The organism is Lentilactobacillus parabuchneri DSM 5707 = NBRC 107865, assembly GCF_001435315.1.
Classification (GTDB): Bacteria; Bacillota; Bacilli; order Lactobacillales; family Lactobacillaceae; genus Lentilactobacillus; species Lentilactobacillus parabuchneri.
The window spans coordinates 1-22393 of the sequence record NZ_AZGK01000014.1 but is presented as its reverse complement, the minus strand read 5'-3'; the positions used below and the strand labels follow the sequence as shown (position 1 = coordinate 22393).

Annotated in this window: 21 protein-coding genes and 1 pseudogene; 10 read left to right on the top strand and 12 right to left on the bottom strand. The window is 41.5% G+C overall.

All coding sequences use genetic code 11. From position 1 onward, the window contains the following. Positions 1-165: 165 nt before the first annotated feature. The 4 genes from FC51_RS10120 to FC51_RS10105 form a co-directional block, all read right to left on the bottom strand. A complete protein-coding gene (locus FC51_RS10120) occupies positions 166-1125 on the bottom strand; it encodes an AraC family transcriptional regulator (RefSeq protein ID WP_218674062.1) in 960 nt (319 codons plus the stop codon). 286 nt (positions 1126-1411) lie between these two features. Then, complete coding sequence (locus tag FC51_RS10115) at positions 1412-2083, bottom strand: SGNH/GDSL hydrolase family protein (RefSeq protein ID WP_225355072.1); 672 nt, start codon at positions 2081-2083, stop codon at positions 1412-1414. Positions 2084-2659: 576 nt separating this feature from the next. Further along, positions 2660-3562, bottom strand: a complete 903-nt coding sequence (gnd, locus tag FC51_RS10110) for a phosphogluconate dehydrogenase (NAD(+)-dependent, decarboxylating) (RefSeq protein WP_057909059.1) — start codon at positions 3560-3562, stop codon at positions 2660-2662. Between the two features lie 228 nt (positions 3563-3790). Next, on the bottom strand, positions 3791-6388 hold the full coding sequence (locus FC51_RS10105; protein WP_057909060.1) for a YfhO family protein: 2598 nt from the start codon (positions 6386-6388) through the stop codon (positions 3791-3793). 404 nt (positions 6389-6792) lie between these two features. Between FC51_RS10105 and FC51_RS10100 the strand changes: the two genes are divergently transcribed. Next, positions 6793-7698, top strand: coding sequence for a DUF5776 domain-containing protein (locus FC51_RS10100; protein WP_057909061.1), 906 nt, complete (start codon positions 6793-6795; stop codon positions 7696-7698). A 39-nt stretch (positions 7699-7737) separates the two neighbouring features. Beyond that, positions 7738-8232 (top strand): C40 family peptidase, encoded by a 495-nt coding sequence (locus tag FC51_RS10095; protein WP_057909062.1) that lies wholly within the window; start codon positions 7738-7740, stop codon positions 8230-8232. Between the two features lie 117 nt (positions 8233-8349). Here FC51_RS10095 and FC51_RS10090 read toward each other — a convergent pair whose 3' ends face one another. Continuing rightward, on the bottom strand, positions 8350-8775 hold the full coding sequence (locus tag FC51_RS10090; protein ID WP_057909063.1) for an OsmC family protein: 426 nt from the start codon (positions 8773-8775) through the stop codon (positions 8350-8352). Positions 8776-8966: 191 nt separating this feature from the next. Between FC51_RS10090 and FC51_RS10085 the strand changes: the two genes are divergently transcribed. Next, positions 8967-10160, top strand: coding sequence for an MDR family MFS transporter (locus FC51_RS10085; RefSeq protein ID WP_057909064.1), 1194 nt, complete (start codon positions 8967-8969; stop codon positions 10158-10160). A 380-nt stretch (positions 10161-10540) separates the two neighbouring features. Here FC51_RS10085 and FC51_RS10080 read toward each other — a convergent pair whose 3' ends face one another. Further along, a complete protein-coding gene (locus tag FC51_RS10080) occupies positions 10541-11941 on the bottom strand; it encodes an APC family permease (RefSeq protein WP_057909065.1) in 1401 nt (466 codons plus the stop codon). A gap of 205 nt (positions 11942-12146) precedes the next feature. Here FC51_RS10080 and FC51_RS10075 point away from each other — a divergent pair, with 205 nt between their 5' ends. Then, complete coding sequence (locus FC51_RS10075; protein ID WP_057909066.1) at positions 12147-12725, top strand: TMEM175 family protein; 579 nt, start codon at positions 12147-12149, stop codon at positions 12723-12725. 61 nt (positions 12726-12786) lie between these two features. Here FC51_RS10075 and FC51_RS10070 read toward each other — a convergent pair whose 3' ends face one another. Continuing rightward, positions 12787-13140, bottom strand: coding sequence for an iron-sulfur cluster biosynthesis family protein (locus FC51_RS10070; protein ID WP_057909067.1), 354 nt, complete (start codon positions 13138-13140; stop codon positions 12787-12789). Between the two features lie 120 nt (positions 13141-13260). On the opposite strand from FC51_RS10070, the gene FC51_RS10065 reads away from it, so the two are divergent. Further along, positions 13261-14211 (top strand): NADP-dependent oxidoreductase, encoded by a 951-nt coding sequence (locus FC51_RS10065; protein ID WP_057909068.1) that lies wholly within the window; start codon positions 13261-13263, stop codon positions 14209-14211. Positions 14212-14294: 83 nt separating this feature from the next. Here FC51_RS10065 and FC51_RS10060 read toward each other — a convergent pair whose 3' ends face one another. Further along, on the bottom strand, positions 14295-14495 hold the full coding sequence (locus FC51_RS10060) for a hypothetical protein (RefSeq protein ID WP_057909069.1): 201 nt from the start codon (positions 14493-14495) through the stop codon (positions 14295-14297). Positions 14496-14510: 15 nt separating this feature from the next. Between FC51_RS10060 and FC51_RS10055 the strand changes: the two genes are divergently transcribed. Beyond that, complete coding sequence (locus tag FC51_RS10055) at positions 14511-14909, top strand: S24 family peptidase (RefSeq protein ID WP_057909070.1); 399 nt, start codon at positions 14511-14513, stop codon at positions 14907-14909. Between the two features lie 229 nt (positions 14910-15138). Next, positions 15139-16095, top strand: a complete 957-nt coding sequence (locus FC51_RS10050; RefSeq protein ID WP_057910063.1) for a helveticin J family class III bacteriocin — start codon at positions 15139-15141, stop codon at positions 16093-16095. Between the two features lie 136 nt (positions 16096-16231). Here the strand turns inward: FC51_RS10050 and FC51_RS10045 are convergent, their stop codons facing one another. Then, positions 16232-17089 carry a hypothetical protein gene (locus FC51_RS10045; RefSeq protein WP_057910064.1) on the bottom strand — a complete coding sequence of 286 codons (858 nt, stop codon included), beginning with the start codon at positions 17087-17089 and terminating at the stop codon, positions 16232-16234. A 1048-nt stretch (positions 17090-18137) separates the two neighbouring features. Here FC51_RS10045 and FC51_RS10040 point away from each other — a divergent pair. Next, entirely contained in the window at positions 18138-19121 is a 984-nt protein-coding gene (locus FC51_RS10040; RefSeq protein WP_057911297.1) for a helveticin J family class III bacteriocin, read from the top strand. Between the two features lie 110 nt (positions 19122-19231). Here FC51_RS10040 and FC51_RS10035 read toward each other — a convergent pair whose 3' ends face one another. Then, entirely contained in the window at positions 19232-19978 is a 747-nt protein-coding gene (locus FC51_RS10035) for a hypothetical protein (protein ID WP_057908981.1), read from the bottom strand. Between the two features lie 205 nt (positions 19979-20183). On the opposite strand from FC51_RS10035, the pseudogene FC51_RS10030 reads away from it, so the two are divergent. After that, positions 20184-20457 (top strand): annotated as a pseudogene (locus FC51_RS10030) (type II toxin-antitoxin system Phd/YefM family antitoxin). After that, positions 20457-20861 (top strand): type II toxin-antitoxin system YafQ family toxin, encoded by a 405-nt coding sequence (locus tag FC51_RS10025; protein WP_057909017.1) that lies wholly within the window; start codon positions 20457-20459, stop codon positions 20859-20861. Before FC51_RS10030 ends, FC51_RS10025 begins: the two are co-directional and overlap by 1 nt. A gap of 117 nt (positions 20862-20978) precedes the next feature. Here FC51_RS10025 and FC51_RS12715 read toward each other — a convergent pair whose 3' ends face one another. Both FC51_RS12715 and FC51_RS10015 read right to left on the bottom strand, forming a co-directional pair. Further along, entirely contained in the window at positions 20979-21176 is a 198-nt protein-coding gene (locus tag FC51_RS12715) for a DUF3923 family protein (protein ID WP_157777035.1), read from the bottom strand. A gap of 212 nt (positions 21177-21388) precedes the next feature. After that, positions 21389-22114 carry a hypothetical protein gene (locus FC51_RS10015; protein WP_057908982.1) on the bottom strand — a complete coding sequence of 242 codons (726 nt, stop codon included), beginning with the start codon at positions 22112-22114 and terminating at the stop codon, positions 21389-21391. Positions 22115-22393: the final 279 nt, after the last annotated feature.

Sequence of the window (22393 nt, the reverse complement as noted above, 5' to 3'; positions counted from 1 at the left end):
TCAACCAGAGTACAGCTTCACAAACTATTTGTTCATTGGGGTATTACATTCGGTAGTTAAAGCTGGGCAAAATAAAAGCACCCTATTCACTATATTGTTTTACTAAAATACTAATAAATACTAGTAAAACTAGTGTTTAGGATGCACAATTTTAATCAAAATTAATTATTGAAGTGTTTTTTTGCGACTAGCACTCGGCGCCACTTTATACAAACTAATATATTTCTTGTAGAAAAACGTTCGGTTCTTAATCCCGACTTCTTTGATTATCTTGGAAACTGGTAGATTAGTTGAAGTAATTAAGATGTTTGCCTTCATTAATCGCTGCTTTGTGAGGACGTTTGAGAAGGTATCCCCGACCTCTCTTTTGAACAAATTACTTAGATAGTTACGGTTATAGTCGTATTTAGCCGCTAATTTTTCTAGGGTTACGTCCTTGTAGTTTGTATTGATTTCCTTTAAAAGCTGGACAGCGATTTCCTGCGATTTGGACATCGAGATCTGCGTATCAATCTTGTAATTTCGTACCAACTGAGCAATTAATATGGACAGATACGACACAATAATCGTATCGGAAAAGTCCCGTTCAAGAAAGTACTCTTCAATAATTCGATCGAGCGTTTCCTGGACTTCGCTTTGGCTTTCGTGGCCAAACACAAGATAGTGCAACTTGCTGTCGTCACCCATTTTCCGGTTGATTAAAAAATCGTACAGGACGCTTTTACTGCTCCGTAAGTCGCTGAGTAAATCCAAATTAATTTCTTTATCCTGAAATAAAATGTTAATCAATAGATCATTGGTCCCTAAATAACCGACCGAGTGCTTGCAGCCAACGTCAAGCAGGAGGACATCGCCCTGCTCTAAATGAACCGGTTGTCCCTCCACAACTTCATCACACGAACCGCGCAGCATATAATTAATTTCCAAAAATGTATGTGAATGAGTTGGATATTCTGCGTACCGATTGTGTTTGCTAACATAAATATTTTTATTTTTAAATAGTGCATTCCCAATGATCGGCGTTCGTTCTTTCTGTGATAACGCCGAATCATAAACGTCAATTGGCAAATCATTATGAAACTCCAGGTTCTTGAGTTGCTCTCTTTCAAGCGGCGTGGTCTTCATGAGTTTATTTAAAATTGTATCAAGCATCGCAAAATCTTCCTTNACAACTTAACTTAAGTATTGTATTTTAAACTATCGGATTAATCTCTAACTTATTGAACGATTCATTGTACCACATTTACACATCAGAAAAGGTGGCGGAAGCACTACTTGATGGAAAAGAATGCTTCAATCACAATAATATATAAAAACAGGTGTGATCAACGAACATAAATTCGTCCTTTGATCACGCCTGTTTTATCTGTGTTAAAAGGTGACGTCTACCCCACAGCATCTTGGAATCGCCTCAAATTAAATATCTAATCAATTCCCCGACAATCCGATGAGCTAATTTTTTATATCCAAGGGGACTGTAGTGCGTCCCGTCTGGCATGTAACGTTCGCTATTATCCAAAAATGGTGAAATGCCACTTATATTGAATAAATCAATAACCGGAAGGCTGTAGTGATGGCATATATCAATCATTGCAGCATTGTAGTTTGCCTGGGTATTACCAGCTGCATTTTTTTGAAAGGAGTTCGGATAAGGCTTTGAAGAGTGTGCAAATGAACTTTTGGTTGCCGTCATAAATATTAATACTGCGTCTGGGTAATGATCATTTAATCCGTTAATGATAATATCCAATGCACCAAGAAATTTATGTGGGTCTTTATTGCCTATAGTTCCAATCGGCACATTATTGACAAAATCATTAATCCCCCCAAATACAACAATGTAGTCAGCGCTTTTATCCATATCCAAGTAACGTTCGACAAAACTGTCCTGTCGATCTTCTGACAGCGCAATGCGTGAACCTTTTTTACCAAAATTGTTGACTTGCTTAAACGGAATGAGCTCTTGTAAGTGGGAAGTCCATGAGATGGCATTCCCACCCCCTCCAGTGCTGTCATCACCCCAAGTTGTTGAATCGCCAAGACAATTAATCGTTTTATCAGCAAAGTACTTTTCATCTAGCACTATTTTCGTCCCCTTTTAAACCACTTATTCGTAGTTGAGTAAATATCCAAAATCACTTTACAATACAACTGTAAGCGCTTCACAAAATAAATTCTTTGCAAAGTTTGCCATTAGATTTGCAAAAAGACAGAAAATAGATCATTTCTAATAGATGTTGTTTGTTTCAATTATGAGCATCATGAAAGGGGGCATTAGTATATAAAATAAGTCCATTAAGCTCACCCACATTCAAACCTGCCCAACTGACGACCGCAAACCAATTGCAGCGTCTAGTCCTGTGGACTGCAGCCCTGACCCTTTCAAACATTTTTGATACCACCAAGCCGAAACGCGTTCCGACGACCCTGGATCTTACACGTAAATAGAAAAGGTGCATCAATGGACAAACAACTTTTGAGGACAGCGACTGCAGCCCTGACCCCTCCTCCATACATTTTTAATACGACCAAGCCGAAACGTGCTCTTCAAGCCAGCTTTCTCCGCTTAACAAAATAACAGGAAGCAATGTGCAAAAAACGCACATCACTCCCTGTTATTCCGTTAATGCTCAAAAGCTAAACGGCTTGAAGAGCACTCTTATTTCTTCATATCCATCGCATGGCCACCGAATCCGTGACGCAATGCTGATACGACTTTACCTGTAAATGTATCTTGTTCCATTGAACGTGTACGTGCATACAATGCATCAGTGATAACTGGAACTGGGATGCCTTGGTTGAGGGCTTCTTGAACAGTCCACTTACCTTCACCTGATGAGAACATCTTGCCTGAGATTTGGTCCAAGTTGGCGTCGTTGGCAAATGCTTCCTGTGCCAATTCCATGAGCCAGCCACGGATAACTGATCCGTTTACCCAAACTTTGGCAACTGCTTCGTTGTCGTAGTCGTATGGGCTGTGGTCCAAAACATCGTAACCTTCACCGATAGCTTCCATCATACCGTATTCGATACCGTTATGAACCATCTTCAAGTAGTGACCTGAACCTGGCTTACCAGTGTAAAGGTAACCGTCTTTTTGTGAAATGCCTTCAAATAATGGTTTGATATGGTCGAATGCTTCTGCACTAGTACCACCGATCATGAAGTTACCACCGTTCAAAGCACCGTTCTTACCACCTGAAGTACCACAGTCAAAGAAGTTAATGTCTTTTTCTTCAGCGATCTTACCATGACGAATGGAGTCTTGATAGAATGAGTTACCACCATCGATCAAGTAGTCACCCTTTGAAAGAAGGCCAACCAGTTCAGTAACAGTTGAGTCAGTTGGCTTTCCTGCAGGAACCATGATCCAAACAGTGCGTGGTGCGCTTAATTTGCTTACCAGGTCAGCGTTGCTTGATGCTGGAGTAGCACCTGCTTCTTGAGCCAACTTGATGTTGTCTTCGTTCAAATCAAATGCAACAACTTCGTTTCCGTTACGGATCATGTTCTTAACAAGGTTAAGACCCATTTTTCCAAGACCAATCATACCAATTTGCATAAGTATTCGTACCTCTTTCGTCTTATATATTAGTTAGTTACTTACCTACGACAATATTATATATTTTGAAAAGAATTTTCGCAAGCTTTATTGAACATTATTTTCAAAAAAGTTGAAGCGATCTGAAAAAGCTGTGTAAATTCTCAATAAATACCGTCATGACAACGTTTTCATTAGGAGCCCACTTTATTCTGTCTTAAATTAAGAAATCCGATTATTGAAAATATTTTACACTTTTGACCAGTGTCGGCGTAAAACTGCCGTCCCACTTAAACATAAAAGCCCAATCAAACTCAGAGTTGCGCCGAGTAAAAGCCCCTTAACGTGATAGTTAAACGCCACTCGGTGGAATCCCGGCGTTAACTGAACACCCGTCAGTCCATCGGCAACCTTCTTCAATGGTTGTGGCTTGCCGTCAACGCTCACCTGCCAGCCCTTATCAAACGGAATGGTGATCACTAATGTCTGAGCTTGTCTCCCAACATTCACCGTTCCTTCAAAATGGCTGCCATGTTCATTTAATTTGTTTTGATGTTTCAACTTGAACTTATGCTGCTTCGAATAACTGATCACCTTATCAAACTCAGCCGTATCAACGCCGGAAAGATCGTTACTCAGACTTGGCAGTTCACTGGCCGAATGAATTGTAAGTGTCGACGTCTGTCCCTTTTGCAAGTCTCCCATTGGTACCATTTCAGTGCCGAGACTGCTATAAAGTGTCGATAATCGCTGCCCGTTGACGTAAAAATTCACATCATACAATCTAACACCAGGAATATATAGATAGTGTGGCCCAGTGGTATTCGCCCGAAATTGGATCCGATATTCAAAGAAATCCCGGTGGACTTGTTTTGATTCCGTCATGATCGTCGGCTTGACCAAATACTGGTTATGGTCTCCAGAAACCGCCTGAGTGAATTGATTCAAATTCGTAAATGCCTGATCGTGCTTTAAGTTTAAGTTTTGAATTCGATTATTCGCCATAAATCCCAGACCAGCCGCGTCCTTTCTGACAGTCAGCTGATTATTTCCATGGTCGCCAATAAAGTACGAATATTTTAAGCCAAAGAAATAATTGGTGATGGCAGTTCCGCCAAGCATATCAATGCGTCGAATATTTCGAGTTGAAAAGCCAAGATTGCCCAACACATGATGGGTATTGGCATTCAAGGTAGAACTATACGAACTAATGCCGTGATTTCTAAATAAAAACGAATCGTTATAACCGTTGTATGGAACCTTGAAGAGATGTCTGAATGGTTCATTAATCACCGTGAACCGATAAAAACCATTATCATCACGATAACGCTTTTCAACCGCGCCAATCAGCTTGGTAGACTTTGTATAAGTCCTTTCGAAATCCTGTTGGTTTCCAAACGGCGCCCCATCCGTTGCAATTAGGAAGTTCAAGCCCAGTTCGAACATCAAAATAATCCCCAAGAAAATTTTGCTCATGCGATGATGCCGACCGACACCAATCATCGCAATCACCGTCACGATGATAAAGGCAATTGCAAATCCCAAGACAATCGGGCGAACCGATAGCTGCGAAATATCAAACGTATAAGCTGTCATCTTCTGTTGCTCGATATGGGCAAATAGATAGCCAATCGCAATTGCAATTCCCAGGCCCAGTCCAGAGCGGACTAACAGCTTTGTTTCCGAGAACATCCCCTGCATATATCCTTCATAGACCACCATGATAATTGCGAAGCTGAATAAAAAGACCATCCTAAACGGAAAGCCAGCTGGCTGTTGAAACATATGCCAGATGGTGTTCAACGGCAAAAACCACATGCCAACAAAAATGCCGCCAATTAAGATGCCCGCCGACTGCTTATCGCGTTTACTAATCCGTTGAGAAAAGAAGTAGACGATCGTTCCAATGATAAACAGCGTCCCAGTAAAGAAGCTCGGATTATGGGCTAAACGGCCGGCAAAATCGTTGCCGCCAACCCCCAGATTGACTGGGAAACTGAAGCCAAAGGTTCCTCTAAACAGAAAATTTGATATCAAGAGGTCTTTTTTACCTGTCGCCAACATCCCTAATGCGGTCGGAATCAATACAACGGCCGAAACCATCGCTGATAACAATGAATACCACAGAAACCAACCGAGCGGTTTCCGGTTGACATCAATACTTTGAGAAAATGTTAGCTTGATTGGTTGATCTTTTTTAATCAGGTAAGCCACGTACAACACGTTGAAAATACAAATAATGTAACCCATATAAAAATTGGTCATGATAATCACGATGAGGCTAAAGACGTACAGACCGCCTTTGCCTTCATAAAACAATTTTTCAAGCCCATAAATCATAATTGGCAGCCAAATCAAGGCATCCAGCCACATCAGGTCATAGAAATACATTGCCACAAAGCCACACAGGCCGTATGCCAAACCGCCATATATCGCCATCAGATCATACTGGCGGTATTTTTGCCCCAAAAACGCACTCATGGAAACGGCACACAAAATGAGCTTCAGCCAAATGATGAGATCAATTGCAATCGGCAACTTGGCAGTACTGAAGAACAAAATAATAACGTTTAGTGGGCTAAGCAAATAATAGGCATAGATTGGCACCAAGCTATCCCCAATTGACATTAAGAAGGAATAACCTGAAAAGCTGAAGTGTGCCAACTGACGTTTGAGCTCGGCCAAAAATTGGAGGTATTGCGTGGACAGGTCACTAACTAATAAGTTGTGAGCCCCAAATGGTGCGATCCCCATAATGGCAAATAAGGCACTGACTAACAAAATCGGCATCAGTACCGCTAATATGTAAAATTTCAGACGTGTTTGCCCGTTACGCTGTGACAACATTTTTTCCACCCCAAATTGGATTTTCGGTTTCCAAGCTTCATCATTCCATGCTTGTAACACTCCTAATTATAGCTTTTCGCATGGTATATACGATAAATTACTCTTTTTCCTTTACTAACAATTAAAAACTTTGATGAATTGTTACATTTGACCCCCTTAACTTGTAACAAAAGTCCCAGTTTGAGTCAATTTGTCCTGATATTACCAATGATTTAAAAATATATTCGATAAATTAATATATTTGTTCACTTTTTTAAAGAGGCCTAACCCCCGCCACCTTGCACATCCGCGGGATACGTAAAATGTGAAATATGTTTCTTAACATTTATGAAACAATCCTGATACTGGTTGGTAGTATTCATTTCATATAATTGTTCTTGTAAGTTTTTAGAGGAGGACTATTGATGACATTTAAATTCAAAAAAATAGCCGGCCTATTAATGGGTGCCATGGCAGCATTCACCATCAGCGTGAATGCATCAGCTGCCAAGACAAAAATTGCTGATGTTTCTCAATATCAAGGAAGCATCAATTGGAGCAAGGCCTCCAAGCAATTAAAATTTGCGATCATCCGGGTCCAACATGGTGACACCGGCGATGCAGATTTCAGAATCGATACACAAAAAGATATCAACGCCAATGGCGCATATAAATATAACGTTCCTTTCGGTCAATACGGTTACGCGGAATTCAGTAGCGTGGCTGATGCCAAAAAAGAAGCCCGTGACTTTTACAAGCGTTCAAGTTCCAAAGCCCGTTTTTACGTTTTGGACAATGAACATCGTAAGGGAAAGGGTTCGGAACAATCTTACGTCAACGCGTGGTTATCTCAGATGAGAAAGTTAACCAAGAAGCCATTGGTTTACTACTCATATCAAAACTACGTGAACGTTCATAAAATCAATTATTCCAAGTTTGACGGTTCGTGGATCGCAAATTACTCCGCTCAGCCAAACGTCACAACCGACCTGTGGCAATACACATCAAAGGGTCGTTTGAGCGGAATCAGCGGCAACGTTGACTTAAGTAAGGTTGTTGACAGCTCAACCGTCAACTCTTGGCTTAAGACAACCTCAGCCGATGTTGCCAAGCCAACATACTTCACATCACTTCCAAGTGATAAGCAAGTCACAACGTCAAAGAACATTTACGAATATCAAGATGTCAATTTCAAGAGTCGAGTTTCAAAGATTACTGCTGGCAAGTCGCTTTCAGTTAAATCAATCACTCGTTCAAATGGTGGAGCTTACCGGTTCCAACTAACCAACGGAAATTACATCACAGCTAATAAAGCATACGTAACTGACTAATTTAACGAAACTAACGATATAGTAAAGGGGAATTTTATCTTGTCACACAGTATTATCAAATCAGCCTTAAAACCACTCATATTAATCGCAACTTTGTTCGCTTTTGCCGTAACGACTTATACAGCAGCTACCAGCGCTGATGCAAGTAGTTCCGACCAATCATATTCAAAAGTTTACAAGGAAGCTAAGAAACACCTTGGCGCTCGTTATGTATATGGTGCAATTGGCCCTACCAACTTTGACTGCTCAGGATTCACTAAATTTGTTTACAAAAAGTCAATCAAGAAGTCAATTCCTAGAACTGCCCAAGCCCAATACAACGGAACCAAGAAAGTTTCTAAGAGTAACATCAAAAAAGGTGATTTGGTATACTTTGGTGGCAGTAAGCACAGCATTTCCCACGTTGGGATGTACATCGGCAATGGCCGCATGATCGATTCACAAAATCGAGGCGTCGTTACTGAAAATGTTTACTCACCATGGTGGCACGTAGTCGGATTCTCCCGTCCAGCTACTTTGAGTTATGACGATTAATTTTAACGGATCATATAAAACATATAAAATACCAGCAGCAGGCAAATTTGCTTGTTGCTGGTATTTTTTGTAGCCCATGTCAATGTCCGTTTGAAATGATTAACTACTCAATTCGCGTTAAAATTTGAATTGATCAACAACTTCAAAGGTCACATTTTCATTTGCCTTGAGCAGCTTGGCGACTGGGCAGGTATCCAGTGCTTCATCGACTATCTTTTGTGCTTGCTCATCGTCTAATTCATGGAAGAGAATTTGGCAACGAACAACAAACTTGTAGCCCTTCGTGTCTTTAAGTCCGTCAACTGCGGTATGAATGATTGTGTCGGGCTTAATATTATACTTACGTTCAACCATGCCAATCGTTGCGTTAAAACATGTACTGAGCGCAAAACCGATAAATTGTTCCGGATTGCTCCCGGGGCTGTCAATTAATGAACTGCTTACACCGAGGGCTAATCCTTCATTCCCACGAACGAAACTTTCACCAACCAATCCATGCTCGTTAACAACTTCAGTATGATAAAGTGATCCGTCAACAGCCATATATTATTCCTCCTAATTCGCAAATCCGTTACTTCATCCAACACCCTTATGATATGTGATTTAAAAACACAAGTCCATCAAACAGCTCTTCTAATTGTTAGCGCTTACTCTGTCGATTTATTCCCCGTTGCGCACCAAATTTTGGTACGCTGGACTTTGGCGCAAAAATTCGAATGAAAGAAGGTCAACTAATGCCCAGAAAAGAAATGAGTCTCAAATGGCTGATCATCGGTGCGATGTTCAGTAGTGTCGGCATGAGCTTTGTCTGGCCGCTAACAAGTGTTTACCTACATGATCGACTCGGCGTTTCGCTCACTTGGATTGGGATCGTCCTGCTGTTTAACTCGCTGGCCAGTGTCTTGGGGAGCTATCTTGGCGGTTACTTATACGACCGCAAAAACCCCTATCACTTGCTGATCGGCGGCGTGTCGGGAACGACTCTCACCTTGATTGCCCTCACACTGTTTCATGGCTGGCCGACGTTTGGAATTATTTTATTTTTCAACGGAATTGCCAGTGGTTGGAACGTTGCGGTGGTTAACTCGATTGGAACCAGTATCAAATCAGAGGACAGCCGCTATATTTTTAACATGCTGTACTTCGCGCAAAACTTGGGGATTGTCATTGGAACGTCACTCGTCGGTTTCATTTACAGCATCAGCGTTACCCTGATGTTCGTGGTGGCCACAACGTTATTTCTGATTTTCCTGATCATTGTCCTGCTGGAATTCAAACCTGCAGCAAATAAGTCCGATAAAAAAGTGTCTGACACAGAAAAAACGACTTGGAGTTCAAAATCTCTTCCCAAAGCAAATGCCATTATGTTATTTACCTTTTTCCTATCACTATTTATTATTTGGATCATGTACCAGCAATGGGTTTCCAACCTATCCGTTTATATGACTGGTATTGGCATTCCGCTCCGTAATTACAGCTTCCTTTGGACCATCAACGGCGGTGTGATTGTTGTCAGCCAAATTATCATCAACTGGATTTCCCGATACCACGAAAATATGATTCTGGAAGTTTTCTTTGGTATCTTTTTGATGGCCAGTTCGTTTGTGGTCCTGATCTTCGCCAAGACTTATCCATTTTTCGTCTTGGCAATGGTGACGTTGACAATCGGTGAGGCAACTGCTTTGCCAACGATTCCGGCGTTGGTCAATACGTTAACACCAGTTGAAGCCAAGGGGCGCTATCAAGGCCTCATTCAGTCGTGGGCGTCTGCCGGACGTGCCCTCGGGCCTTTATTCGGCGGCTTGGTGATTGAAATGTCCTCCTACACGGCACTGTTTATCATTGCCACCAGCGCAGTCATGTTAGTGCTGATTGGCGTAATCGTGCTATGGAATATCTTGCATGGTAAATTGGTGATGTATCGTTAGCGTTTCATTATTTGGATAGTAAAAGGCCTCCGCGAAAAGTGCGGAGGCCTTTGTTAGTTGTTTTAAGTTTTAGATCTACTACCTAGAAAAATGTGCTCTGACGACCGCAAACGACGTGCAGCGTCTAGCCTATGGCGACGACCGCAAACGATGTGCAGCGTCTAGCCTACTGGCGACGACCCTGACCCCTAATGTGTAAGGCCGAAGTTGCAACAATGAACAAGACCCGTTCATGTCTTTCTATTACCTAGCGAAAACGTGCTCTGACGACCCTGACCCCTAATGTATAAGGCTGAAGTTACAACAATGAACAAAGCCCGTTCATTATTGCAACTTCAGCCTTATACACCGGGGTCACCCGGGTCTCGTCGCACTCTCTCCTACTTTCCCAACTGGCTATGCCTCAGTCCATACCCAAAGTACAGGACCAATCCAAATGCGAACCAGATTCCTGATGCAATCCAGGTTTCCGCTTGTAGTTGCGACAGCATCAGCATACACAACAGTCCGGAAATAATCGGCAATACCGGGTACCATGGCACCTGATAGCCGTGATGATTTTGGATTTCCTTGTTTCTTCTTAACGGAATAATGCCAAATGACACAAACAAGAAAGCAATCAAAGTACCAATGTTAACCAAGTTGGTTAATTGATCCAGCGGCACAAATCCGCCCATGAACGCAATGACAACCGTGATGGTGATCATACTATTTTTGGGGCTCCCCTTTTTATCAAGGGTTCCCAAGAATTTTGGTAACAGCCCATCCCGGCCAATTGAATAAATCAGTCGTGATGAACTGTAAATCATGGTCACCATCATCGTGAACATCCCTGCCAAAGCACCCAGCGAAATAATTCCGGCAACCCAGTTCAAGTGCACAAATTGAAGGGCAAAGGCAACTGGATCAGAGACATTTAACTTGGTGTAAGACACCATCCCCGTCAAAACAATCGATACCCCAACGTAAAGAATCGTCGCAACGATTAGGGTACCAATAATTCCAATCGGCATGTTTTTCTTAGGGTTCTTAACTTCGGCAGCTGAACTTGAAACAGCGTCAAACCCGAGATAGGCAAAGAAGACGGCTGCGGCACCGCCAAGGACCCCACCGTGAGCACTATGCCAACCATATGGCAAAAATGGATGCCAATTTGAAGGCTTAATATAAAACATTCCAACTACAATGAATAATAAAATAATACCAATTTTGACAACCACAATGATGTTATTCAAACGGACCGATGAACGCATCCCTTGATTCAACATCCACGAAATCAGAACCACGATAATAATCGCGATCAGGTTTCCATACGTTCCCTGGCTGGGCATGAACGGCCCGGAAATCGCCTTTGGAAAGCCAATGTGGAATCCTGCCAGGAATGACTGGAAGTAGGCCCCCCAGGCGCTGGAAACCGCCGCAACGGCTAACACGTACTCCAGGATCAACGCCCAACCAAGCACCCAGCCGACAATTTCGCCAAAAACCAGGTTTCCGTACGAATAAGCACTCCCCGCAACTGGTAAAGCCGACGCGAATTCGGCGTAACACATCGCCGACGTCGAACAAACAATCGCTGCGACAATAAATGAAATAATGATACCAGGACCCGCCTTGGTTGCGGCAACCGTCCCCGGGAGAATAAAAATACCGGTTCCGATCACGGCACCAATTCCAAGGGCAATGAGGTCGAACGCCGACATGGTCTTAATGAATTTCTTGTCAGTCTCAAGGTAGCGATCTAATTGCTCCCGTCGAAAAATTCGTGCTACTAATGACATACACGTGCCTCCAAGTGTTTAGATTAATTATTGATTAAAATACTTATTCTATTTTAACTTTGCGTCGTGCATAAAGTCAATTTCAAAAAGTTGATGTAACCGGTTTATCGAAAAATAACCGGATTTTTAATCAAAGTCACCATATCACCATTCGCCCAGAAAATATTGTATGCTTATATGTAAAGGCATTTAAGGGGGGACGAATTTGAAAAAGAACCGTCTGGAAGCATTTACCGACGCCATCGTGCCAATCATTATGACCGTTTTGGTACTGGAATTAAGCGGGCCCAAAACTTACAGTTGGCAAGGTCTGTGGGATATGCGCGAGGAATTAATGTCGTATGCCATTTCGTTTTTCTTGTTAGCAGTCGTCTGGGGCAACCATCATCACATGTTTTTACTGGTTAAAACCATCGACGGCTTCGTCATTTGGTCAAACACGTTACTGCTATTTTTCCTTTCATTCGTGCCATTTGCGACCGCCATCGTTGACGCCGACCACCAAAGCTTATTTGGCTCACAGCTCTACACGCTGTTATTTATCGCGATCAACCTTTCCTGGAATTTGTTACGCATCAGCCTGGTGCGGGCAAACAAGTCCGTTGCCGTGTTGGTCCGAACGCTTAAACGAGACCCGAAAAGTATCTACACGCTTTTCGCTTTCATTGCCGTTTTCTTGATTTCATTTTACTGGCACCAATTTGGGATGATTGGCACATTTATCGTGATGTTGTTGTGGGTCATGCCTTATCGAAAGATTGAGGAAGCTGCTAAACGACTTTAAACAATAATCAAAAAGAGCACCTGGCCAACGATGGTCAGGTGCTCTAATTGTTTGGAGTCGCTTATGCGTTTTGCTTTGTCAAATCTTTGAGTTCAATGTTACTATCCAAGACACCACTTTCGCCACTCAGGACAATTTGGTTGTTGGTATAATCCAGCTTCATGTCTTGGTCGAGGTAAATATTGGTGTACCCCTTAAAATACCAGTTGCCAACGTTAGCTGCCAACTTGGTATCATAATCTGGTACTTCGGCATCCTTATCCACAGCAATCACATCGAAGCTGACATCCAGTGAGCAAACCCCTACTTTTGAGAAGGGGCCAACACCATCATCGAAGCTGAGAAGAAGCTTGCTGTCGGCGGGAAATACCTTGTTGAGTTGTTGTAATGCATCATTTGTAATTGTTAATTTCATGTCCTCACCTCTTCTTATTATCCTAAACCTTTCAGAAGAGATGTCAATTAAATTGTGCACAATTTATCCACCGGTTTTCTTCGTGTTAAAATACCGTTATAATGACTTCGAGGTGATTTAATGACAAAACAAATGAATGCCATCGTCATCAATGAATATGGCGGTCGAGATCAATTAACTCAAACCCAAATGCCCATTCCTGAAATCAGCGAGCATCAACTACTGGTCAAAGTCGTCAGCATCGGCGTCAATCCGATCGATTGGAAAGTTCGCGAAGGCCTGCGTAAAAAGCGCTATAACTTTGAGTTCCCAATCATCTTAGGTCAGGAAATGGCCGGTGTGGTTGCCGAGGTGGGTAAAGATGTCACTGGCTTTAAAGTTGGTGACGCGGTCCTGGGTTACGGGACGCCTAATAATCGTGGGACCTATGCCGAATACTACGCCGTTGATGCCAGCCAAGTCGCCCACAAGCCGATTACGGTCTCGTTTCAAGAAGCAGCTGGGGTCAGTCTTGCCGGTACCACCGCTTGGCAGGCGATTTTTGATGCCGGCCATTTAAAAGTTGGCCAAACTGTCCTGGTATTGGCTGGGTCTGGGGGCGTGGGATCAATGGCCATCCAACTGGCCAAGAATATTGGCGCCCACGTCATTACGACCACCAGCGCGCCAAATGAGCACTTCGTTAAAAGCATCGGCGCTGATAAGGTCATCGACTACACAACTCAAGATTTCAGCAAGGTGTCGCCAGAAGTTGATCTGGTATTCGATACCCTGGGCGGCCAAAATCAAATTGATGCATTTAAAGTTGTTAAACCAGGTGGTGCCGTCATCTCAGTTGTTGAAACCACCGATCAAGCCGCTGAATTAGCCGAAAACCATCAGGTAACCTTTGATAAAATCAACGCACATCCTGAACAAGACGTGATCACGACACTGAGTAACCAACTGGGATCCGGTAAGTTAAAGGTTAAAATTGCCACCCAATTGAAATTCAACGTGGAAAACGTCCGCGAAATGCATAAGTTGAGCGAAACCGGCCACATTGTTGGGAAGTTAATTTTAAATATTTAACGAGACAGTCTGTTTTCAACATAATAATTAAGACATAAAAATGGCCCGTCCCTAGTTTAACTGGTGGCGGGCCATTTGACTACCTATGATTGCTTAGGTGGTCGTTGATAGTCATGGTAGGCTTGTTCAACTTTTGCGGCAATCGTTTCATCAGTGAGCGACAGCCCCAAAGTTTTCAGGTGCTGATTGATAAACTGGATCGCTTCAGCTTTGCGTTGCTGAGGTTCCAGTTCGGTCATTTTCGCCAGCTCCGGAATGATCGCCCCGGCCAGTTCGTCAGCCATCTTTAACGATTACAGATGGAACAGGCCAACAATGTCGTGCAACTCCCCTCCAAAATCTTACAGATTGATGGCGTGGTTTCTGCCGGGACTGGTGAAGAATTAGTCGATGAACGTGACGAAATGGACTACCAGGGTAAATTACCCCGATTTGATTATGCCGTTAAAATTAATGGTGATTCAATGGAACCTCAGTTTCATGATCAACAGGTGGTCCTCGCTCAAGCGGCCACCGATGCCGACAATGGCCAAATTGTGATTGCCTACGTTGATGGCCGGAGTTACATTAAGCAGCTAGAAAAGACTGATCAGCACTGCCGGTTAGTGAGTTTAAACGCCAAGTATGCCCCAATTGATGTCAGTGGGAATGAAGACTTCGCGATTAAAGGCGTGGTCATTGGCACCTTAAATAATTAAAAATACTCAGGATTAAAAAGGCGTCTCGTCATTCATTTGACGAGGCGCATTTTTTTATTGGCGGTAAAGTGGCGGTGTTTTGGCGGTAAGTTGTCCGGAGGTGGTCGGCTTTAAAAGGCCAAATGACGATATGCTATAAGCGTCAAATCGATTTGATACCTCAATCGCTAATTTAATGCCGGAATTAAATTGGCCAACAAAAATAAATTTAAGAAAGAAGATTTTTATAATGACTGATGTAACACAAAGATATCACGTAACTTTACCAAGTAGCAAAGTGATTCAAAAATTCTATTTGGATTTTCCAAACAAAATGGCTTACTTTTTGCAAATGGCTGCTGGAAGTGCCACAGATATGACCTTAACCTATGGAGGGTTTGATCCAAGTAATTCAGAGATTAATCTTTCAAACAACCCGACTCAAATGCATTTAACTAACTTTGGTCACGGCCAAACTTTTGAATTGTTTAACTGGAACAATCAATTATATGCTTGGGTTATGACTTATGCTGGTAGCAATGTAAATAAAGATGGAGATCATTGGGCAACCCGAGTTGCTCGTTTACCAATTGATGGTAATTCGAAAACGCCTGCTGATGTTAACTCCATTACTTTCTTGAACTATATGGGTACCGGTGCTGGTAATAAGAATATGACCTTATATCGGGCAGATGCAGCATTGTCTTCTGACAAGTCTCGTTTAGCGGTTTGGACTCAGCAATCTAAAACAGGAACCAAAAAACGAGTTACGGCGTTTAAGACGGATGTGTTAAATCAAATCATGGATACCGAAGGAAATATTAAATGTACTGATTCTCGCATGAAGAAAGGTGGATCAGCCTACGTATCCACTCGCGATATAAGTAGTTACAATTATCCTCAAGGTTCTTGGCAAGGTATGGAGCTATCTAATAAAACTAGTGCTGGCTATAACTGGGTTTATCTAACTAGTGGCCAAGCAAAGAATCCATCAGTAATCGTTCGAGCCCCTTGGAACTTTGCAAGTCCTGCACCACAAAATATTACTGCAAAGATTACCGACTTTGGTTCACATGATCATGAAACTGAAGCTCCTCAATTGTATGGAAATGATGTTTACTTTGGCGTTGAGGAAAAGAAACCTGCTAGTGGAAAACTTAACGAGCATTATATCTACAGTATCTCTAAGGATTCTTTTACTAATTAGGGTAACGGAGACCGGTGAAAATGCGAAAAAAACGGTAAGTTAAATTCAATTTAGAAAGCCTCACAAATTGGTTTTAAATCAATTTTGCGAGGCTTTTTTTGTTACTCCTAGTATGCAACATTTTAGAAATTGATTATTAGTCGCCATAATTGGCGGCATTCTGTGGGGGTGTGAAGTATTTTGCACCCCCTACTGTGTATAAACTAGCCCACATCGCATATATTCTGCCAGTATATTGATAGGGTGTATGTTGATTATTAATTGTTAACCGATAACGATACTTGCCCTTATTTAAATGGGTTGCTCTTACTCCTTGAAGTTTATGCTGATAGTATATGAAGGTTTTGGACCCCTGTTTAAGCGTATGACTGATTTTAACATAGGAGGTTGGCTTCTGGACGTACTGCCAATTAAGGCCCCCGTCGGCTAATGGCTTGTGATGATATTTATAAAATTCTAAATAACCATCAGAAGTGATTTTTAAAGCATTGCTAGAGAAATGGGGATTATAGAAATAATTGGAAGCTCGGGTTTTAAAGGTGCCGATACCACCAGAATAGAGAACGTTTTCGCCATAGGGTAAAACATAAACTGGCCGTTTCACTCTGGTATATTTGCTGGGATAATAGGAAAGCAATATTGGAATAAATTGAGATGGCTTGTTAAAGCCCACTCTTTTTTTCAGGGCGTAACTAAGATCAATGTGAGAGCTAATTAAGGCCTTTCCACTTTTTGCCTTACTACCGTTATCGATACTGACTGAGGCGGCGAGGACCGTTCCTTTTGGTAAAGTAACTTTATTACCGGCAAAACTAAATTTAGTGTTTTGATTTAATCGGTAATATGATGACTTCAAACCAATCTTGTTAATATAGCTGCTACTAACTCGATGAAGACCAGTCTCTTTAGCCAAAGCTGATTTATTCGAAGAAGCTGATACGCCTGAAAAGACCAGCAAGGCTGAAACAAAAGTTAAAAAGATGCGGTTTTTCATAATAAAAATCCTTTCATTGCTATCTATGTCTTAAGTATACTAAATTAGTAGATAAAGTTAAAAATGTTGAACTAGAAATGAAAGATTGTAATGAAGTAAAAAACAGTTGGTAAAGTGTTTTTGGGTTAACAGTTTTAAAATTAAATTAGGAAATTAGACGCATTATATGCTTACCGGGACTAGTAGAGCAGCTAAACAAAATAGCCACAGAATCTAAGGGGCAAAATTATGAATCCGGTTCAATTAACTTTGGCGGCAGAAAAATCTGCAATTAGCATTGGTCAATCAAGAGGTTTAGTTTATTGATTTGAGTTTTATAAAGGAACGTATCGATTCCAAAGTGAGAGTCTCAAGTGACGGTCTTAGGATTATATCTAGGCAATCTCATAAATACTCGCCGAAATATTTGCGAAGTCATTGGATGACCAATTAGCAAATGGTTGACAATCAATAGCAACCTTCGAGGAACCTTCGAGGGCTAAAAGATGTTCCGAAATAGTCAATTCAAAGTCAATCAGTAGCCATTGTAAATCCAAAATCAGGCTATGAACTGGACTATTTATAATTTAATTCGAACGACTTAAGATGTTCTTGGTGACATTCTTGCCAATGAACTTCGTAAAGAAATCTAAACAAACAGTCAGCAAAATGGGCCTCACAAGTCATCAATACTCGTGATTAGTTGCACGGATCCGCGTGCGTCGCTGGTAAAAAAGTTGCTTTTAAATTACCGGAATGAAGACTTAGGGTACACGAAGAAGCGAATTTAAACTCTATTTGAGATTCTTAGCAGTTAGGGGTCATTGGCACCTTAAATAATTAAAAATACTCAGGATTAAAAAGGCGTCTCGTCATTCATTTGACGAGGTGCATTTTTTATTGGCGGTAAAGTGGCGGTGTTTTGGCGGTGAGTCGTCCGGAAGTGGTCGGCTTTAAAAGGCCAAATGACGATATGCTATAACCGTCAAATCGATTTGATACATCAATCGCTGATTTAATGCCGGAGTTAAATTGGCCAACAAAAAATTTAAAGAAGGAAGTAATTAATATGTCAAGTAATGTAGATGCACATTTAAAATATCGATTTAAAGGATTGCCCAAAGCAAATGTTGTTCAGAAAGTATACGTTGGATCAACATATGTGTATGCACTTCAACTATTCAACACAAACACGGATGTTGTTATTTCACGAGTTGCAAAAAGCTCTGCAAGTGGCTTTGACTTAGACTTTTCAAATGCAGAAACGATGTATCTTAAAAATTTTGGCCACGGTCAAACCTTTGAATACTTCAATTACAATGGTCAGGACTACTGGTGGATTGTCACAAAAGGAGCTGGTGGTGAACATAATTGGGGAACCCAAGTAGGACGTATTCAGTTTGAACCCAATACTGAAGACACAACACCTTATACTGGGAATACCAGCATTACACGTTTATCGGCTCTTAGTACGGCGACCAAAGACGGGAATGCTTATGGTAGCATTAAGCGAGTTGAGGCAGCCTTATCCTCAACCAATGCCCCCGTTTCAGGCGGAACAACCGATCGATTGTTAATGTTAGCAGGACTTGATACCAACGGTAATGGCCACTTTACCCTTTACGATAACAATAAAGTGAATGCCATCCTTGATACGGTGGATGCTAATCATGGTCATATTCCTTGCAGCAAGTTAAAATCAGCATTGGTTTCAGATCCGTACCGTAAGGTAGACAGCCTAGCGTCTAAGCTAACCAGTGACTCTATTCAGGGGTATGATATCTCTGATGGTCGAGCAATTTATATTTCAAGCGGACAGCCCAATCAATCAGGACACTCTGGTCCTGATACCCCTGGTATTTCTAAGTTATATTGGAGTGACTCACATATTGTTAAGCATACATTGCGCAATACAAACTGGAGTGGTATTAATATCGAAACTGAAGGCGTTCAAATTGCTAGTGATCTGTACGTTGGTATTTCTTATCATAATGCGGATGCGACAGTAACTACAGAAAACAGATTGTATACCACAACCAAATCATCATGGTAATAAACGAAAAGTAGTTTTCACCAAAATCCCTCCGCAGGTTTGCAGAGGGATTTTATTTAACATAAAGATATCGGTAACCACCATTCCAGCACAGATTGGAACAGCATAATTTAGGGTTCCAAGAAGTAAACAAATCCCCATCCATAATTTTTGCTAGTCTTACCGGATATTGATATTGAAACTTTCCAACCCTTAAGATCTGTTACTTGGTAATTGTTCCCATTAAGATCAGTTAATAGTGCCTTAGGAATTACAGCATGTAAATATGCGTTAAAAGAAAGTTTACCTGACTTCAATTGTCCTTGCAATCGCTTATCTGAAGCCAAAAATCCCGGAATAGTAATTCCTTGGAATTTTTTGTATTGATCACCCAAAGCCTTTTGGAGATATTCTTGTTGACTATCTGGATGGTTTTTTAATTTGTCAGTGACCTGTTGTAAATGGGGACTATAAATTGTTCCTGGTAGTGCATTTAGCGTCTGCTGTTTAATGCTCAAATGTTTCACTTGTTTCAGATATCCCCGCCAAACCAGCCCAGAAACGGTGTTTTCAGGATTTTTAATTCTGTAAAAAATACCCGTTTTTTTGCCATTAGTCATTTTGTAACTTTTGAAAACATACCAATTAGTCCCAGGATAATCGCTTAATGAGAATCGTTTCTGGGTTAGATTATTATTCCAAATAGCAGCTTTTGGATTACCAACTCTAGTGTGGTAGGTTGGCAATATAGTTGCATAACTTTTACTTTTAATCGGTTGGTAACCCTTGGTCGCATGGACTGCAGGTGATTGCGTTATAAGGCCGATACTTAAAGTTAGGCCACTCATTAGTAAAACCTTCATTAATTTATTAATCATATTAAATCTCCCTTTTACCGATTCAGCTTTTGATGTACTTTCAGTATACGCGATTAGCTGGGCAATTTAAAAAATGAGGTCAGTTAATTGTTAAATGACCCAGGTCTGGATGAATTCTGTACCTTCAACTATATTATTGGCACTAAATATTGAGTAATCAAATACTTGATAAGGTACACCATTAAGTACGGAAAGGGTGATTCAAATGACCGTTGTTTTAACTCAGAGTGATTTTTGCTCACATTAAAAAACATCTCGACCAAGTTAATGATAACGAAACCGTCTATATTGCCCGCTCAAACAACCGCACAGTTTTCGCCATTTCCCAAGAAAAAATGGATTGGTATGAACGTACTTTGCGGGCCAAAGAAGGGGCGCTGGAATATGCCGCTGCCCGCGATCAGCTGATCAAACGCCATGTCTTGCCAGATGATGAAATTGTCGAATCCAATGACCATTATTGGGATCAGTTTAAATGATGAAAAAGCTTCGATTTAAACCACGGGCAACTTTTAATGCTGACCTGAAACGGCTGGACAGCTTAGATCGTAACATTATTGATGAAGTTCGATCAGCCATTGATCTGCTGCTGAAAGCACATCAGCTACCACCGGAATTTGATGACCATGAACTAACCCGCCAATTAGCCGGATATCATGAATTTCATTTACGTGATACACCTTCAGGAAATCAGCCCAATGATATCAATGACGTCCTCGTCGTTTATATCATTGATGAAGATGAATTAATCTTAATTGGCATTCGAGTTGGTTCTCATAATCGGTTATTTCCGGATCAAAACAGCTCAACGAAGTACCGAAAAAAAGATGATAAGCAGGGCTACTTTCATTCAAATAACGCTAAAACAGCCCCTATAATCTAGTAAGTAGATCTGAGGGGCTGTTTTAACAACGTTTCCAAGGGGCGATAATGTCATTATGGACCCTAAGTTGAAGGCCGCTATCGAAAGTGGGAATACAACCACTACTTATTTTTTCTTCTAATAAATGCAAGCCATATTACCTGTACAACAAGTGCAACAAGTAAAACGATTCCTAAAATAATTTCTGCCGCAACACGAGCTTGGTATGTTTGATATACCCGCACCATCAGTTTTTCTTAACATAATAAATGCTGAGCCACATAAAAAAATGATAATTATAATAATAGTTGTAACCCACCAAAACTTATTGTTCATTTTAGACGCCTCCATTCAAGTGGGGTATGAAATCTCGCCCCTAATTAAATATCCTCGTTCTGAAATACCAAAAAACTCAAAAAAAGGAGAAGAATAATATAGACTGTTCTTGGGACATCGTTTTTACTTCTTTCTATCTGAATTATCGCTTAATTCATCGTAATCAAAAAGTGTCTGGGGCACGCAATTGCATGTCCCAGACACTTTTTACATTAGAGAGATATGAGCATCAAGATTACTTCAATCCATGACGCTTTTTTCCTAATGCCATTCCACCAAAGGAGACAATCATTAAGAGTAATCCTAACAGAATTGGCGTTACAGATTGTTTGAACCGTCCCATCGCTTGGCGCGGCGACCAAAGCATCATTTAACTGTTGTTCGTTAGTCACCACAACGTTTTCGGCTGTTGCTTGTTTAGCAGCAGCCATTGTTGCGGCAATCTTTGAGTCGGCCTGCTTTAAAACAATCGGTTTGGCAGTCGCTTCGGTTGCTTGGACCTTCGTATTTTCGGTTACAGTTGCATCTTGCTTTACGGCTGTCGTTGCCTCAGTGGCCTTCACTTCAGAAGCTTGAGTTGCTGCCTGCATTGAGGCATCCACCTCAGCCGAATCCTGAGGTGCCTGATTCACTTCCTGTAAGTCCTTTTGACCGAGACTGTCCGTGACTTCGGCAGCTGACCCATCCGCACTGCTGTTGGCTGATACGGTTGCCGGTTGCGATTGGCTGGCCGAGTCAGCTGCCGTGATCGATTGCGTTGCTGCGCTGCTTTCGGCAGTCTTAGTTTGAACCTGAACCGTTTGATCCGCTGGAGCAATTGGCTCAGCTCGCGCAAGGCGGCCATTTCCCACAAATAACCATAGAAAAGCCACAACGGCGAAGACAATTGATATCAGACAACATATGATTCGCTGCGTTCGCCAAGTATATGTTTTCATATTCGTTTCCCCCTTAAAACATGTTGATAACTAGAATGCTTTAGACATCCCCCCGATGCCAGAACAAATATATCAACTTCGTCAAAATAAAGCAACAAATTCGGCTCATTTTTATAACGATTTCGTGATAAATGTGTAAACTACTAATTTATAATTAACAAGCTAAACAAACGCTACAATTCATTCATACCCAACTATGGGTAGGACGTGCCATTACTGGTTTAGCGGGGTTACTGACTACTAAGAACGCACAGAAAAACTACTAAGCTTAGAGGCGTA

Bases quoted from the DNA above. Each gene is read 5' to 3' on its own strand.
- FC51_RS10120 (WP_218674062.1), bottom strand. From the start codon at position 1,125: ATGAAGACCACGCCGCTTGAAAGAGAGCAACTCAAGAACCTGGAGTTT.
- gnd (WP_057909059.1), bottom strand. From the start codon at position 3,562: ATGCAAATTGGTATGATTGGTCTTGGAAAAATGGGTCTTAACCTTGTT.
- FC51_RS10105 (WP_057909060.1), bottom strand. From the start codon at position 6,388: ATGTTGTCACAGCGTAACGGGCAAACACGTCTGAAATTTTACATATTA.
- FC51_RS10100 (WP_057909061.1), top strand. From the start codon at position 6,793: ATGACATTTAAATTCAAAAAAATAGCCGGCCTATTAATGGGTGCCATG.
- FC51_RS10090 (WP_057909063.1), bottom strand. From the start codon at position 8,775: ATGGCTGTTGACGGATCACTTTATCATACTGAAGTTGTTAACGAGCAT.
- FC51_RS10085 (WP_057909064.1), top strand. From the start codon at position 8,967: ATGCCCAGAAAAGAAATGAGTCTCAAATGGCTGATCATCGGTGCGATG.
- FC51_RS10080 (WP_057909065.1), bottom strand. From the start codon at position 11,941: ATGTCATTAGTAGCACGAATTTTTCGACGGGAGCAATTAGATCGCTAC.
- FC51_RS10070 (WP_057909067.1), bottom strand. From the start codon at position 13,140: ATGAAATTAACAATTACAAATGATGCATTACAACAACTCAACAAGGTA.
- FC51_RS10065 (WP_057909068.1), top strand. From the start codon at position 13,261: ATGACAAAACAAATGAATGCCATCGTCATCAATGAATATGGCGGTCGA.
- FC51_RS10060 (WP_057909069.1), bottom strand. From the start codon at position 14,495: ATGGCTGACGAACTGGCCGGGGCGATCATTCCGGAGCTGGCGAAAATG.
- FC51_RS10055 (WP_057909070.1), top strand. From the start codon at position 14,511: ATGGAACAGGCCAACAATGTCGTGCAACTCCCCTCCAAAATCTTACAG.
- FC51_RS10050 (WP_057910063.1), top strand. From the start codon at position 15,139: ATGACTGATGTAACACAAAGATATCACGTAACTTTACCAAGTAGCAAA.
- FC51_RS10045 (WP_057910064.1), bottom strand. From the start codon at position 17,089: ATGAAAAACCGCATCTTTTTAACTTTTGTTTCAGCCTTGCTGGTCTTT.
- FC51_RS10040 (WP_057911297.1), top strand. From the start codon at position 18,138: ATGTCAAGTAATGTAGATGCACATTTAAAATATCGATTTAAAGGATTG.
- FC51_RS10035 (WP_057908981.1), bottom strand. From the start codon at position 19,978: ATGATTAATAAATTAATGAAGGTTTTACTAATGAGTGGCCTAACTTTA.
- FC51_RS10025 (WP_057909017.1), top strand. From the start codon at position 20,457: ATGAAAAAGCTTCGATTTAAACCACGGGCAACTTTTAATGCTGACCTG.
- FC51_RS12715 (WP_157777035.1), bottom strand. From the start codon at position 21,176: ATGAACAATAAGTTTTGGTGGGTTACAACTATTATTATAATTATCATT.
- FC51_RS10015 (WP_057908982.1), bottom strand. From the start codon at position 22,114: ATGAAAACATATACTTGGCGAACGCAGCGAATCATATGTTGTCTGATA.